This is a genomic window from Parabacteroides sp. AF19-14 (assembly GCF_003635485.1).
Taxonomy (GTDB): Bacteria; Bacteroidota; Bacteroidia; order Bacteroidales; family Tannerellaceae; genus Parabacteroides; species Parabacteroides distasonis.
This window is the reverse complement of sequence record NZ_QTMJ01000015.1, coordinates 88,437-103,879: the sequence shown is the minus strand read 5'-3', so window position 1 is coordinate 103,879 and position 15,443 is coordinate 88,437. Positions and strand designations below refer to the sequence as shown.

8 protein-coding genes are annotated in these 15,443 nt (G+C 45.8%); 2 read left to right on the top strand and 6 right to left on the bottom strand.

The features are described from left to right. Positions 1-109: 109 nt before the first annotated feature. From nagA (DWX33_RS15305) to DWX33_RS15280, 6 genes are all read right to left on the bottom strand, one after another. Positions 110-1,276 carry an N-acetylglucosamine-6-phosphate deacetylase gene (gene nagA / locus DWX33_RS15305; RefSeq protein WP_005865895.1) on the bottom strand — a complete coding sequence of 389 codons (1,167 nt, stop codon included), beginning with the start codon at positions 1,274-1,276 and terminating at the stop codon, positions 110-112. Between the two features lie 12 nt (positions 1,277-1,288). Then, positions 1,289-2,455: an N-acetylglucosamine-6-phosphate deacetylase gene (gene nagA, locus DWX33_RS15300; RefSeq protein WP_036617327.1), complete on the bottom strand. Its 1,167-nt coding sequence runs from the start codon at positions 2,453-2,455 to the stop codon at positions 1,289-1,291. Between the two features lie 584 nt (positions 2,456-3,039). Further along, entirely contained in the window at positions 3,040-4,989 is a 1,950-nt protein-coding gene (locus tag DWX33_RS15295; RefSeq protein WP_057326374.1) for an ABC-F family ATP-binding cassette domain-containing protein, read from the bottom strand. Between the two features lie 38 nt (positions 4,990-5,027). After that, entirely contained in the window at positions 5,028-5,993 is a 966-nt protein-coding gene (locus DWX33_RS15290; RefSeq protein WP_122380629.1) for an alpha/beta hydrolase, read from the bottom strand. A gap of 123 nt (positions 5,994-6,116) precedes the next feature. Beyond that, entirely contained in the window at positions 6,117-7,724 is a 1,608-nt protein-coding gene (locus DWX33_RS15285; RefSeq protein ID WP_036617318.1) for a RagB/SusD family nutrient uptake outer membrane protein, read from the bottom strand. Between the two features lie 30 nt (positions 7,725-7,754). Continuing rightward, positions 7,755-10,844, bottom strand: a complete 3,090-nt coding sequence (locus DWX33_RS15280; RefSeq protein ID WP_122380628.1) for a TonB-dependent receptor — start codon at positions 10,842-10,844, stop codon at positions 7,755-7,757. Between the two features lie 519 nt (positions 10,845-11,363). Between DWX33_RS15280 and DWX33_RS15275 the strand changes: the two genes are divergently transcribed. Beyond that, positions 11,364-11,918 (top strand): DUF3332 domain-containing protein, encoded by a 555-nt coding sequence (locus DWX33_RS15275; RefSeq protein WP_005865883.1) that lies wholly within the window; start codon positions 11,364-11,366, stop codon positions 11,916-11,918. 104 nt (positions 11,919-12,022) lie between these two features. Further along, a complete protein-coding gene (locus tag DWX33_RS15270; protein ID WP_369974667.1) occupies positions 12,023-15,361 on the top strand; it encodes a glycoside hydrolase family 2 TIM barrel-domain containing protein in 3,339 nt (1,112 codons plus the stop codon). The last annotated feature ends 82 nt before the right edge of the window (positions 15,362-15,443 follow it).

Here is a 15,443-nt window from a genome sequence, read left to right as displayed (position 1 = left end):
GTTGATAGAACAAATTTATTAGCCGAAAGGTTTGATCTATATCGCCTAAAAATAAAAAAGAACCGTCCCGGCCAGCCAAGACAGTCCCTTCCTTATATTATTAACGAGCTTAGACCAATGTATTTGTCTCCGGAACTAAGTTTCCCATGCTCCATACCGCACGCACATTCAACTTACGATCCAAGATCACGATATCCGCGTCCTTCCCTCTTTGCAAGGTTCCGGTGCGATCGCTTACCCCCATCAGGCGGGCCGGAGTCTCGGAAGCCATACGGACAGCGTCGGCCAAAGGAATATCGGCCTTCTGCACCATCGTACGTACCAGTACGTCCATCGTGGCGATACTTCCCACCAATGAGGAATGATCCGCCAACTTGCATACGCCATCCTCAATGATAATGCGGGGATCGGATAACGGCTTACCCTCGTTGGCTGCGCAAGAAAGAGCATCCGTAACCAAGCAAGTACGTTCCACTCCTTTCAGCTTATAGACCAATCGGAGAATCGTAGAGGGTAAATGACGCCCGTCAGCGATCACCTCTACCGTCATATCGTCCATCAAGAAAACACTTTCCACCGTTCCCTCGTACTTATATTCACGACGCTTATGGAAACCGGGCATAGCGTTATAGAAATGAGCCGCATGCGTGAAACCGGCATTGTAAGCGGTCTTAATATCATCAAACTCCGCTTCCGTATGCGAGATAGCGGATAGGATTCCCCTCGACTTCAAGTATTGGGCGAACTCAAGCGCACCCGGTATCTCCGGGCTGGAATCCCAACGCTTGATGCAATCCGTACGTTCCAATATCTCTTTATACTCTTTCGGGTCGGCGGGATTCTCCTTATCGATAAATAAACTCGCCGCCATCTTCGGATTCAAATACGGTCCCTCAATGTGCAATCCTAAGATAGGACCGTCTTTTTTCCTCATCATCTCCTCGCATACAGTTACCGCCTTATCGATCACCCCGATTTCTGGAGCCAACACGGTAGGGAATATCGTCGTGGCCCCATGTTTCTGATGAGCAGCTACCGCACCATGGAAAGCCTCTTCCGTACATTCGGAGAAGTCGAAGCCCCCACCGCCATGGATATTCATGGCGACAAAGCCCGGGACGATAGACATGCCTTTCGCATCCACCACCTTGGCGCCAATCACAGCCAAGTCGCTATTTGTTACCTCTAAGATCTTCCCATCGCTAATCAATACGGAACCATCCTTCATCCAACCTTGCGGAGTAAGGATATGGCCATTTATAATTTGTGTCAACATAATCGTTCTTGTTTAGAATAGTTTATTCGTACCTTCAACCAACTTACCCATCGCCCAGACCGCACGGACATTCAAGTCACGGTCCAACAAGACGATATCGGCGTCTTTGCCCCGCTGCAAGGTTCCCTTGCGATCGGATACGCCCATGATACGGGCGGGAGTCTCCGAGGCCATACGCACGGCATCCTCCAAGGGAATCTCGGCCTTTTGCACCATCGTACGGATCAAGCGGTCCATCGTGGCGACACTACCCGCCAAGGCCGAGCGGTCGGCCAACTTACACACGCCATCCTCGATGATGACACGGGGATCGAAAGCGACTTGGCTATCACTGGCGGCGCAAGCCAAGGCATCCGTGATCAGACAAGTGCGTTCCACACCTTTTATCTTATAGACCAGACGAAGGATCGTAGGCGGCACATGGATACCATCCGCAACGACCTCGACGGTCATATCATCGAGCAGATAGATGCTTTCCACCGTTCCCTCATACTTATACTCGCGGCGTTTATGGAAGCCCGGCATGGCGTTATAGAAATGGGTGGCGTGGGTATAACCTACCTCATAAGCGGTCAAGATATCCTCAAACTCGGCTTGGGTATGCCCTACCGAGGCGAGTACGCCTTTCGAGGTGATATATTTACCGAACTGCATCGCTCCCGGAAGTTCCGGAGCGGCGTCCCAGCGCTTGATGCAATGCGTTTCCTCCAACAGAGGGATATATTCCTCGGGATCGGGATTCTTGATATTCTCAGGGATTTGTCCACCAGCCATTTTCATATTGAAATAATGTCCTTCTAAGTGAAGCCCCAGAACCGGGCTATCTTTCTCGGCCATCAGTTTCTCGGTGGTCTCGGCGGCGGCACGGATCATCGGGATGGTAGAAGAGGATAAGGTGGGGAAGATACTCGTCGTACCGTGTTTCATGTGCGTGGCTACTGCCGCACGGAAAGCGTCCTCGGTGCCTTCCATAAAATCACGGCCTCCACCTCCATGCACGTGAATTTCCACCCCCCCGGGGACGATATACATACCTTTGGCGTCTATCAAGGTTGCCCCTACTACCGCTAAGTCGCAGTTTGTTACTTCTAAAATCTTACTGTCGCTGATCAATACCGACCCGTCTTTCAGCCAGCCTTGCGGGGTAAGAATCTTTCCATTAATGATCTGAGTTAACATGATATGAGTTTTAAGCTTTCGCGTTTCTTTGGATAGCAAAGTTAAGGACTTTCTTTTTAAAACGAGTAAGCTATTAAAGGTTATTTTCAAGGAATAATCAAAATGACACTTTGTAATCCGAACCTCCGGAGAACCGAATATTCCGGGCCTAAGTACTGCTCGCCTCCAAATCCGAAAGAAAATTTCAGCAAACAACTAATAGCCAACTCTATACCCGAAAATAGCCTTTTATTCTAGCGAAATCAATTCATCCTAATTCATATCAAAGGGAAAGATTGGTATCATTTATAGGGTTACAATAGGGTTCTAGCAGGGTAAGAATGCCTATTCACGAGTAGTCATAACCCTATTCTTGAGTAGTCACGATGCCCAACGGCGGCATACGCATCGGCCGATGGCAGTACTGGCGTAGCCCAACGCAGCCTATCACGCATGAGAAAAGGGATATTCTCCCCTTTAAAAGCCAGCTCTCGTACTCTCCCTTCCGCTATTTTGCGTCATCAACGGCAAGCGCTTGTCACGAAAACAGGAGTATTTGGATCAAAAAGATCAGATAAGCAGCCTTTCACTGACTAGCAGCCTTTTCATGAATCCTGCGTATTCAGCTCTTCCAACTCCATTGTCCGTTCGGTCCATAGATCCATCGCATCGGAAAGTTCTTTTTTTAGGGCAGAATATTCACCGTAGAGAGAAGCGTCGGAGGCACCTTCCGGCGTAGCCAGCTTCGCCTCGATAACGGCAATGCCATTCTCAAGCTCCGAGATACGGGCCTCGGCCTCGGCAACTGCTTTCTCCGCTTTCTTAATCGCTTTACTCAGTTCCTTCCTTGCCTCATAGGAGAGCTTGTTTTGAGATACCTGAGCCTCACCGGTACCGGATGTGGAAGTGCTCGTCCCGGTAGAACGTTCCAATTCACGCAAGCTATCCATTTTCTTATGCTCCAAGAAATTATAGATGCCGCCTAAGTGCTCGACGACTTTCTGGTTACCGAACTCATAGACCTTATCGACTAGGCCATCCAAGAACTCACGGTCGTGAGAAACCACGATCACCGTGCCGTCGAATTCTTTCAAGGCATCTTTCAGCACGTCTTTCGAACGCATATCCAAGTGGTTCGTTGGTTCATCGAGAATCAGCAGGTTGACTGGTTCCAATAACAAGCGGATCATCGCCAAACGGGTACGCTCGCCACCCGACAGGACTTTCACCTTCTTATCGGAAGCCTCGCCACCAAACATGAAAGCGCCTAGGATATCCCGTATCTTCAAGCGGATATCTCCTTGCGCTACGTAATCGATCGTATCAAAAACGGTAAGATTCTCGTTCAATAGTTGCGCTTGGTTCTGGGCGAAGTAACCGATCTTCACGTTATGACCTAATTGGAGCTTTCCGGTGAAATCGGCAATCTCTCCCATGATACATTTCACCAAGGTAGATTTACCCTCGCCGTTCTTTCCGACGAAAGCTACTTTATCGCCCCGGTTGATCGTAAGCGTCACATGGTCGAAGATCAGATGATCGCCATAACGCTTCGCCACCTCCTCACAAATCACCGGATAGGAGCCGGAACGGGGAGCGGGCGGGAATTTCAGCCGCAGCATGGCTGTATCCACATCGTCTACCTCGATACGTTCCACCTTCTCCAATTGCTTGATGCGGGATTGTACCTGTACGGACTTCGTGGCTTTATAACGAAAACGCTCGATAAACGCCTCGGTATCGGCCAATTTCTTTTGTTGGTTCTCATAAGCGCGCTGCTGCTGCTCACGGCGTTCTTGGCGAAGTACGACGTACTCCGAATATTTCACTTTATAATCGTAGACCTTGCCTAATTCGATCTCCAAGGTGCGGAAAGTCGTATTATCAATAAAGGCACGGTCGTGCGAGACTAAGATCACGGCGTTGGCACGGGTAGCGATAAAGTTCTCCAGCCATTGGATGGATTCTATATCCAGATGATTCGTCGGCTCGTCCAGCAACAACACGTCCGGTTGCCGGAGTAAGAGCTTTGCCAGCTCGATACGCATACGCCAGCCTCCGCTGAACTCAGACGTCGGGCGGTCGAAATCGCTACGGCTAAAGCCTAATCCGACCAATGTACGCTCCAACTCCGCATGGTAGTTGTTTCCTCCCATCATCTGGAAATGCTCGGATAGGTACGTGACACGATCGATCAGCTTTTGATAGCTCTCGGAGTCATAATCCGTACGCTCCGCCAATTGGGTATTCAAGCGGTTGATCTCCTCCTCCATCTCATGGATATGCTCGAAAGCGCATTCCGCCTCCTCCCGCACCGTACGGGTATCAACTAATTGCATGTGCTGGGGCAAATACCCGATAGTAACATCTTTCGGTACGCTAACAGTTCCGGAAGTGGGTGATTGCAAACCGGCGAATATCTTCAACATCGTCGATTTACCCGCACCGTTCTTACCTACCAAGGCTATACGATCCTTCTTGTTTACTACAAATGAAATGTCATCAAAAAGCGTAAAACCGCCAAACTCAACTGTTAGTCCTTCAACCGAAATCATACTGTCTCTTTAATTTATGACCGCAAAGATACAACAGTTCAAGGTTTACTCACAAACTTTTCAATTAATATCAGCACATCCTTATGCAACGGAAGGGCCGGATCGATATAGGTAGCCATCTGTTTTTGCTGGTCCATCGTATCGCAGGTCTTCATCAGATGGTTCATATTTCCAATCAAATGATAATCCGCCGAAGGCTGGGCTTGCTTCAACAGCTCGGCGTCTTTTACGGATACTTGCATATCCTTATCCCCTTGCAAGATCAACACCGGGGCTTTTAGTTTCTTGATGATTTCCTGCGGATTATACGTATACCATGAGATCATATAAGGCTGTACCGACGAACGGAACAAGGATTGTAAGCCGATCGGCACGTCCGGTACGAGCTTCCCTTCCTTCAAGGACGCATTTATCGACTTTACCATGTCCCGGATCACTTCCGGCTGACCCTCCATTTGCTCCTCCACGATCTCATAGGCCGGACGCCCCGCACCCGCCACCGAAATGTATCCTTTCACTTTCGGGTTATCCACCGAAGCCGCCATACCGACCAACGCTCCCTCGCTATGCCCCAACACATAGATTCCGGAAATACGTTTATCCCGGCTCAAATAATCGATCCAGCCTCGTGCGTCCTTGATCCCGTCTTCGAAACGCATGGAATACTCATCCTTTCCCGCTGAGGCGCTGGAGGCGATACCCCGTTTGTCATACCGCAAGGAAGCGATACCTTTTCCCGCTAGCCCTTCCGCCAAGTATTTAAGGGAGTTATTCTTACCCGGCAAGGCGGCGGAGTTCCCGTCCATATCCGTAGGGCCGGAACCGGGTATAATCAATACCACAGGATAACCGGACTCCTGATTGGGAGTTACCATCTTCCCTTTTAATGCCCCGGTAGACGTATTTAACACCACCGAACGCTCGTTCAACCGTACAGGCAACTGCGGCAAACAAGACAAGGATACGAGAAGAAAGCAGGCAAAAACTATCAGTTTCTTTTTCATAACGGAATCAATTTATATACTTAAGCACATGAGACATACAATCTCAATATTCGCCAAATGTAACTAAAAAAGGGGAGAACCTCTCGGCCTCCCCCCCTTTTTATCTAACATCTTTATAGGAAATTAATAACCCGGATTCTGTTTCAAGTTCGGATTCTTATCCATGCTTGTTTGAGGAATCGGCAAGTAACGGTTACGAGAAGAGAACTGGCGAGTCTCAATAACAGCCGTACCCGTGATTTCCGCACGTTTAGTAGGCTCAGACTCCCCATAATTAATCGTTCCTGTAACACGTAACAAATCACCATTCATGACTTTCTCGGCAAGCATCTTTCCATCTTCCTGCCAACGGACGATGTCCGCACGGCGCAAGCCTTCGCCGGCCAACTCTACCGTACGCTCACGACGGATCAATTCACGAAGTTTATCCTTCGTCCCATATTTAGCCTTATCCACTTCCCCCATTCCTACACGCTGGCGGATCTGGTTCAAATAACCATAGATCTCATCAGAAGGACCGCTCAGCTCATTCGCAGCCTCCGCATACGTCAATAGAACCTCCGCATAACGGAATACGATCGGACAAGCTCCCGAACTCCAAACATCTCCATATTGATCCATCGGATCCAAGTATTTCGCCCAAGTCAAAGCACTCTTGGAAGCATTATCTGTATAAGTCGGGAAGTTCTTGTTGACAGTACCATCTTGAAGTTTCTCATCTAAAGTATTCAAGATATCACCTCTCCAGTCACGTCCCGGATATAAAATGGTCATGGCCATACGAGGGTCGCGATTCGCAAACGGATGCTTTGCGTCATAAGTCTTCGACTCTTCTTTCGTCAATCCATCAGACATTTCATACATATCCACCAAATTCTGGGTCGGGACGATAGAAGACCAACCTTGGTCTACATTATTGTACATTTGCCCGATGGTTCCCAATCCGTCCAACGTCTCAATATTCTGATCCGCTAGGATTATCTCTTTAGAATCCACTCCCGATACCTTAAAAAGATTCGTATAATCCGGATCCAACTCATACTGCTTCAAATCAATGATTGCCTTAGCTGCGTCTTTTGCCTTTTGCCAATCACCATAATACAAAGCCTCACGCATCTTGATAGCTAAAACAGCACCTTTAGCGATATAGCCACGAGCCTCCGGAGCCTCCGCGATCCCAGCTAAGGCCTCGTCTAAATCCTTAGCTATATAATCGCGTACCTCTTGTTCCGTATTGCGTTCCACTTTAGCCTCGTCTGCACTTGAATAAGAACTAATAATAGGCACACCACCATACCACCAATTCATCAAGAAATACTTATAAGCACGGATCGCTTTAGCTTGAGCCACATAATTAGCTTTTACAGCGTCACTAGAAAACGTCACCTTGTCTACATTCTCCAAGAATGTATTCGCCTTACGAATCGACTTGTAATCATAAAGGATCTGCCCAGGATTAGAACTAGACAATGACCCATCCCCCCACGGGCGGAATCCTTCCCAAGGGAAATTATTATAGCCTATATCTGAGCCACAATCCAGATAAAGCAACGTATTTCCATCTAGCAAATCCTTATAACAGCCTACTATGAAGCCCTTCGCATCCGCCTCTGTCTGCCATGTGGTAGAGGGAGCCAACTGATCCTTAGGCACCGTATCCAGAAAATCCGAACACGAAGTAGATAACGCAGCCATACCAGCCGCCAACATATATATTGATAATCGTTTCATAAAATCTTCTATTTAAATGGTCTTAACTAATTAGAATGTCACATTTACGCCAAAAGAATTTGTCATCACTAATGGGTAGCTAGACAAACGGGAACTAATAGTCTCCGGGTCTACGTTCAATGGCATAGAATCTATCGTAAACAAATTCTCCGCAGAATAATAAACACGTACATTCGACAAACCGATAGCGTTCAGCACACTCTTTGGAAGCGTATATCCTAATTGCAATGTCTTCAGACGCAGGTAACTGGTATTAATTACCCAGAAATCAGACATCACGTTAGAAGCCTCACTCGGAGATTTTCTAGACTCCGCTACACGCGGCATACTTGCATTGGTATTTTCCGGTGTCCAGCTATCCAGCCATGCAGTAGAAGGATGTCCGGCACTACCCGAGAACTCACCAAACGCTTCTTTCGTAAACGCACGGCCTACATTAGCCGCACCGGTGAAGTTCAAAGTCAAGTCAAATGCTTTATAGCCTACATTCAAGTTCAAACCAAATGTAACAACTGGATTGATAGTCTTAGACAATACACGGTCATCCGCATCCAGCTTTCCATCTCCATTCGTATCTACATAACGTAAATCACCGGCTTGGAAATCCTGTCCGAACGGGTAGCCGTCTTTTCCTTTATAGGTATCCATCCATTGCTGTGCCTCTGCGTCAGATTGGAAAAAGCCATCAGCCTTATATACATAGTAAGAATCGATTGGCTTTCCAACAAAACGCCACAAATCACCGTCATCAGGATTTGTCATACGGTCTACACCTCCTAAATCCTCGATCTTGTTCTTATTATAGGCCATATTTCCCATCACATTCAATGACCAGTCATTCCACTTATTGTTATAACCTAGCTGTACCTCGACACCTCGGTTACGCATAGAACCCACGTTGTCGAAATAAGGATCCAAGCCAAACTCTGTCGGGACCGGTACCTCCATGATGATATCCGTAGTCTTGCGATCATAGTAATCAAACGTGAAAGTCACATGATTAATAACCGCATCCAAGCCAATACCCCAAGTCGTAGATTTCTCCCATGACAAATCCTCGATACGATAGGCTTTCTGATAATATCCCGTCGTCAAGTTGCCTCCTATAGGATAATTACCATCCAAATTATAAGTCTGCATCCAAGGATAATATTGGTTCTCCCAAGGGTTCGATTTATTCAAGGCGTCTTGATTACCTAACATACCCCAAGAAGCACGAATCTTCAAACTGCTCAACCAATCATGCGTACTTTCCATAAACTCCTCCTCGCTGATACGCCAAGCACCGGAGAAAGAAGGGAAATATCCCCAACGATGTCCCGGAGCAAAACGAGAGGAAGCATCCGCACGGAAGTTTGCCTCTAATAAATATTTTCCCGCAAAATCATAATTAATACGCCCAAAATAGGAAAGCATGGCAAGCTCTCGGCTCAAACCATCATTTGTTTGTGTAGAAGCCCCACCGGCATCCATATCATTCAGGCTATTACTCGGGAAATTATTCCTCTGCATCTGATTCTTGCTAACCTCATACTTCTCCGCATGATAACCTACCATCACTTTCAAGCCATGCTGACCAAAGTTCTTGCTGTAATTCAGCAAAGCATCGAAATTATAACGTTTCCAATTCACGAAACGTTCAACCAAGGAAGTGGTACGAGACGCAGATGCCGGATCATCCGGTATGCTCAGGACTCGCTCCGTATGACGTTGGTCCTCGTTCACGTAGGCACCCGTCACAGTAGCCTTCAGCCCATCAATAATATCATAATCAACAGAAAGTGCCCCCGTAAAATTCTGGTTACAATTATCCACCGTCTGCCCGGAATCCAACCATGCGATAGGGTTACCATCGTTAGTTTGTCCGTATTTGCCATCCTTATCCTTGACAGGGATCATCGGGCTAATAATATTCAATTGACGGATAATCTGGTCGGAAGAACCACCATAATAGCTAGCATTCGGATCCGAGAAGTCATTCTTGATAAAAGACATGTTCATCCGAACAGCCAGTTTCTTCGTCAACTGCATATCCAGATTCGTACGTCCGTTAAACTGTTTACGATCTGAGTTAGGAAGGATACCCGTCTGCCCTAAATATCCGGCCGAAGCCATATACTTCACGTTCTCCGCACCTCCTGTAATACTAACATTGTGCTTATGCAACAAACCTGTCCGATAAGCCTCATCATTCCAGTCCGTATTAGGATGTCCGTAAGGATCAGAGCCATCCTCAAACATCCGGATGTCCTCGTCACTATAACGTCCCGGCTCGAAACGATTCCACAAACGTGCGTAATCGGCTGAGCTGACACGATCAATCATGGAAGTAGCTTTCGAGGCACCCACATATCCGTTATAAGAAATACGAGGAGCACCCGTCTTACCACGTTTTGTCGTGATCAAGATAACACCATTAGAAGCCTTCGAACCGTAAATAGCGGCGGAAGAAGCGTCTTTCAATACAGAAATACTCTCAATATCATTCGGATCGATATCATTCATGGAGCCACTCTCGATACCATCGATCAAGATATATGGGCTGGCAGAGTTCAAAGTACCGACACCACGGATACGGATCGTACTACCATCCTGTCCCGGACGGCCTTGACCCGAGGTAACGGTTACACCCGGCATCATACCTTGAAGACCGGAAGACACGTTAGAGATAGGACGGCTTGTCAACTCCTTGCTATCCAATTGGGCTACCGCTCCCGACAAGTTCGCCTTCTGTTGCGTACCATAACCGACAACGATCACCTCATCTAATTTCTGGGTATCTTCCTGCAAGGACACATTGATGGAAGGCTCTCCATTATATTTGAATTCTTGAGTTAGATAACCGATAAAGGATACTTGGATCACATCCCCTTTCTTCACATCCAACACGAAATTACCATTCATGTCGGTTACAGTACCATTCGTAGTACCTTTTACAACTATTGACGCTCCGGCCACAGGGCCAAAACTGTCACTAACCGTTCCCTTCAAACTACCTTCTTGCTGGGAAATACCTACCCTCGGAGTTATCGCCGCACGATCAGAAGCATGAACCACACCCCCGGAACAAAACGCTGCAGACAATAGAACAAAACTGACAGGTCTTACAATTTTCAACATAAGAATCGTTTTTTGTTTATTAAATAGCTGTTACTATTATAAGACTTAAGGCATACTATTTTAGATCTCGTTTCTTATAATATTCACTCTTCTAAATCATTAATGTATAATTATAAATCCTCGGTTAACTACCATGAAAGCACTTCTTCATCGTTCTGGCGGAACTTATAATCATTAGACGCAGCAAATATAGCACTATTTTTAATTATAAAACAAAAAAGACTAATTTTTCGCATACGAATCTAAAACAACACCACCTAGTTATTAAAATATTTAACAAACAATCTTTCCAACCATAATCTTTTTTAGTATGGAGCTATGGGCATCAAAGAGGTATATGGTTTGAAATTCAAACATGAAGTTAGTGTATATTAGTAATAAACGGAGTTCCGCCAGAACTACGTACTTAATAGAAGCTTGATTAATATTAAGGCACTTATTCCATTTATTCCTTTATAACCACTATTTATCATGAAAAAGTTGTTATCTTCGTCCCTTGTAATAACTAATTATTAAATTATGAAAAAGAAAAGCTTAACTTTATTACTAGCGACTACGGTGGCAAGTAGTATCCTATTTTCGTCCTGTATAGGATCTTTTGGTTTAACAAACAAACTTTTAACGTGGAATAGAAGCATCGACAGTAAGTTTGTTAATGAGCTAGTGTTCATTGCTTTCTGGATTGTCCCGGTTTACGAGATTTCCGCTTTGGCTGATGTCCTTGTGATCAACTCTATCGAATTTTGGAGCGGAAGTAATCCTGTAGCAGATGTAGGTAACGTTAAAACAATCGATGGTAAAGACGGTGTTTATACCGTAGAAACAAAAGTTGACGGATACCATATCCAAAAGGAAGGCGACGAGAAAGCGCTTGACTTAGTTTTCAACGAAGCAGATCAAAGCTGGAATGTAGAGGCTGACGGTGAAAGCACAAAATTGTTAAAATTCAATGGCAATGACGAAGTTGTCATGTACCTACCGGACGGAAAAGAAATGAATGTCGAGTTAAGCCAATCTGGGGTTTTAGCATTCCAGCAAGTAGCTAACGGATATTCTTACTATGCAGCTAAATAATTGAAAATTGAGAATTGAGAATTACGTAGAGTCACTTCTAATTTTCAATTCTCAATTCTCAATTTTCAATTCCCCAGTGCTAATCTAAATAAAATACGATGAATATGAACTCTATCAAAAAAATGATGCTTTCCGGAGCATTAGGTTGCCTTATTTCCGGAATGGCTTATGCGGACGGTTCTTCACCCCAACCCGTAAAACCTTATTGGCAAGACATTCAAGTCGTAGCCGTAAACAAGGAAAAACCCAGAAGCTCCTTCATGAGTTATGCGGACCGGGAAACCGCCCTCACCTCTCGATTTGAGAAAAGCCCGTACTATTCCCTATTAAACGGTACTTGGAAATTTTTCTTTGTCGACTCTTACAAAGATCTTCCTCAAAATATCACAGATCCTTCCGTTAATACCTCTTCATGGGATGATATAACCGTTCCCGGAAACTGGGAAGTACAAGGACATGGCGTAGCCATTTATACGAATCATGGTTACGAGTTTAAACCCAAAAATCCCCAACCCCCTTTATTACCGGAAGCGAATCCGGTTGGCGTATACCGCAGAGACATCGAGATACCCGCAAGTTGGGATAACCGGGATATTTATTTACACATCGGCGGAGCTAAATCCGGCCTTTACGTATATTTAAACGGGAAAGAAGTGGGTTATAGCGAGGATTCCAAAAATCCCGCCGAGTTCCTGATCAATAAATACCTGCAACCCGGAAAGAATGTGCTTACATTAAAGATATTCCGTTGGAGCACCGGTTCTTATTTGGAATGTCAGGATTTCTGGAGAATGAGCGGTATCGAACGTGACGTATTCCTTTGGTCTCAACCCAAGGCCAGTATTCAAGATTTCCGTGTCGTCTCAACCTTGGACGATACGTATACGAACGGAATCTTCAAACTGGCGGTAGACTTAAAGAATCATACCCAAGAAACAAAAAACTTAAATGTCGGATATGAGCTTTTGGACGCAAAAGGTAATCTTGTGACCTCTGAGGCTAATGATATATGGGTAAGTCCCGCAAGTCCTCAAACAGCATCTTTCGAGTATGATTTAAAGAACGTAGCCCCTTGGAGCGCCGAGCATCCGAATCTATACAAATTATTGATGACGATAAAAGAAGAGGGTAAGGTAATCGAGGTAGTTCCATTCAACGTTGGTTTCCGCCGGTTCGAGATGAAGCAAATTGACCAAGTAGCGGAAGACGGAAAACCTTATACGGTCTTATTGTTCAATGGGCAACCGGTTAAGTTCAAGGGTGTCAATATCCATGAGCATAACCCGGAAACCGGACATTACGTAACCGAGGAACTCATGCGTAAGGATTTCGAGCTGATGAAGCAAAACAATATCAACGCTGTCCGCCTATGCCACTATCCGCAAGACCGTAAATTCTATGAACTCTGCGACGAATACGGATTGTATGTTTACGATGAGGCGAATATCGAGTCTCACGGTATGTATTACAGCCTGAAAAAAGGCGGCACTTTGGGTAATAATCCGGAATGGCTGATCCCGCATATGGACCGTACGATGAATATGTACGAACGAAACAAGAATTATCCGAGCGTTACTTTCTGGTCACTCGGAAACGAAGCTGGAAACGGATACAACTTCTATCAAACTTATTTATATCTGAAAGACAAGGAAATAAATAGCATGAATCGTCCGGTGAACTACGAACGTGCCCTTTGGGAATGGAATACGGATATGTACGTACCTCAATACCCGAGCGCTGAATGGCTAGAGGAAATCGGGCGTAAGGGTAGTGATCGTCCGGTAGCTCCTTCGGAGTATTCACATGCGATGGGAAACTCTTCCGGTAACTTATGGGATCAATGGAAAGCTATCTATAAATACCCGAACCTGCAAGGCGGATTCATCTGGGACTGGGTGGACCAAGGTATCTTGGAAAAAGATAAGAATGGACGTGAATATTATACCTATGGTGGTGACTATGGAGTAAACGCCCCTAGTGACGGAAACTTCCTTTGCAACGGTATAGTAAACCCGGATCGTACCCCGCATCCCGCTATGGCAGAGGTTAAATACGCCCATCAAAATATCGGGTTTGAGGCGATCGATTTAGCGAACGGTTTATTCCGCGTCACGAACCGTTTTTATTTCACGAACCTAAAGAAATATATGGTCCACTATAGCGTAACAGCCAATAATAAAGTTGTACGCTCCGGTAAAGTCTCTTTGGACATAGAACCCCAAGCTTCTAAGGAATTTACGGTTCCCGTAGGCAACTTAAAGCCACAAGCCGGTACGGAATATTTCGTAAACTTCAACGTAACGACCGTAGAAAAAGAGCCGTTAATCCCTATCGGACACGAAATCGCTTGCGATCAATTCCGCTTACCGATCGAAAGCCCCAAGAAGGCGTTTAAGATCAGCGGCCCTAAATTAACGGTTTCGACAAATGGAGATAACTTATCGGCATCCTCCTCAAAGGTAAACTTCATGTTTAACAAGAAGACAGGAATCGTTACTTCTTATAAAGTGGATGGTACGGAATATTTCAGCGAGGGTTTTGGTATCCAACCGAACTTCTGGCGTGCGCCGACCGATAACGATTACGGAAATGGTATGCCAAAACGCTTACAAGTATGGAAGGAAAGCAGCAAGAACTTCAACGTAACAGACGCTACCGTCACTATGGATGGCAATAACGCCGTGGTTAACGTGAACTATTTATTGCCGGCAGGAAATCTATACATTGTTAATTATACGATCTATCCAAGCGGAGCTGTAAATGTGGCCGCCCGTTTCACATCCACGGATATGGATGCCGCCCAAACCGAGGTATCGGAATCTACTCGCACGGCAACTTTCACTCCGGGACGTGACGCCGCCCGTAAAGAGGCTTCCAAATTGAATGTTCCCCGTATCGGTGTTCGCTTCCGCTTACCGGCAAGCATGAATCAAGTGGAATATTTCGGACGAGGACCTGCTGAGAACTACTTGGATAGAAACGCCGGTAGTATGGTCGGCTTATATAAATCTACAGCCGAGGAATTATATTTCCCATATGTACGCCCGCAGGAAAACGGTCATCATACCGACACTCGTTGGGTATCACTTAGTACCGGCAAGAAAGGCTTGTTGATCCAAGCGGATAATACGATTGGATTTAACGCTTTGCGTAATTCCATAGAGGATTTCGATGACGAGGAAGCGACTGGCCTATCCCGTCAATGGAGTAATTTCACACCAGAGCAAGTAGCGAATCATGATGAAGCCGCAGCAAAGAACGTATTACGTCGCCAGCATCATATCAACGATATCACGCCTCGCGACTTCGTTGAGGTTTGCGTCGACTTGAAACAACAAGGTGTAGCAGGTTATGATAGCTGGGGTTCACGTCCGGAACCAGCTTATACATTACCCGCAAACCGGGAATACAACTGGGGCTTTACCCTTATTCCGCTTAAATAAAGAAAAGTCATAACTTATCCATAAAAAAGGGAGTGTATTAGGCTTAATCCAATACACTCCCTTTGTTTATACTACTGCAACG

Coding starts and splice junctions, on each gene's coding strand:
- nagA (WP_005865895.1), bottom strand. CDS start 1,276: ATGTTGACACAAATTATAAATGGCCATATCCTTACTCCGCAAGGTTGG.
- nagA (WP_036617327.1), bottom strand. CDS start 2,455: ATGTTAACTCAGATCATTAATGGAAAGATTCTTACCCCGCAAGGCTGG.
- DWX33_RS15295 (WP_057326374.1), bottom strand. CDS start 4,989: ATGATTTCGGTTGAAGGACTAACAGTTGAGTTTGGCGGTTTTACGCTT.
- DWX33_RS15290 (WP_122380629.1), bottom strand. CDS start 5,993: ATGAAAAAGAAACTGATAGTTTTTGCCTGCTTTCTTCTCGTATCCTTG.
- DWX33_RS15285 (WP_036617318.1), bottom strand. CDS start 7,724: ATGAAACGATTATCAATATATATGTTGGCGGCTGGTATGGCTGCGTTA.
- DWX33_RS15280 (WP_122380628.1), bottom strand. CDS start 10,844: ATGTTGAAAATTGTAAGACCTGTCAGTTTTGTTCTATTGTCTGCAGCG.
- DWX33_RS15275 (WP_005865883.1), top strand. CDS start 11,364: ATGAAAAAGAAAAGCTTAACTTTATTACTAGCGACTACGGTGGCAAGT.
- DWX33_RS15270 (WP_369974667.1), top strand. CDS start 12,023: ATGAACTCTATCAAAAAAATGATGCTTTCCGGAGCATTAGGTTGCCTT.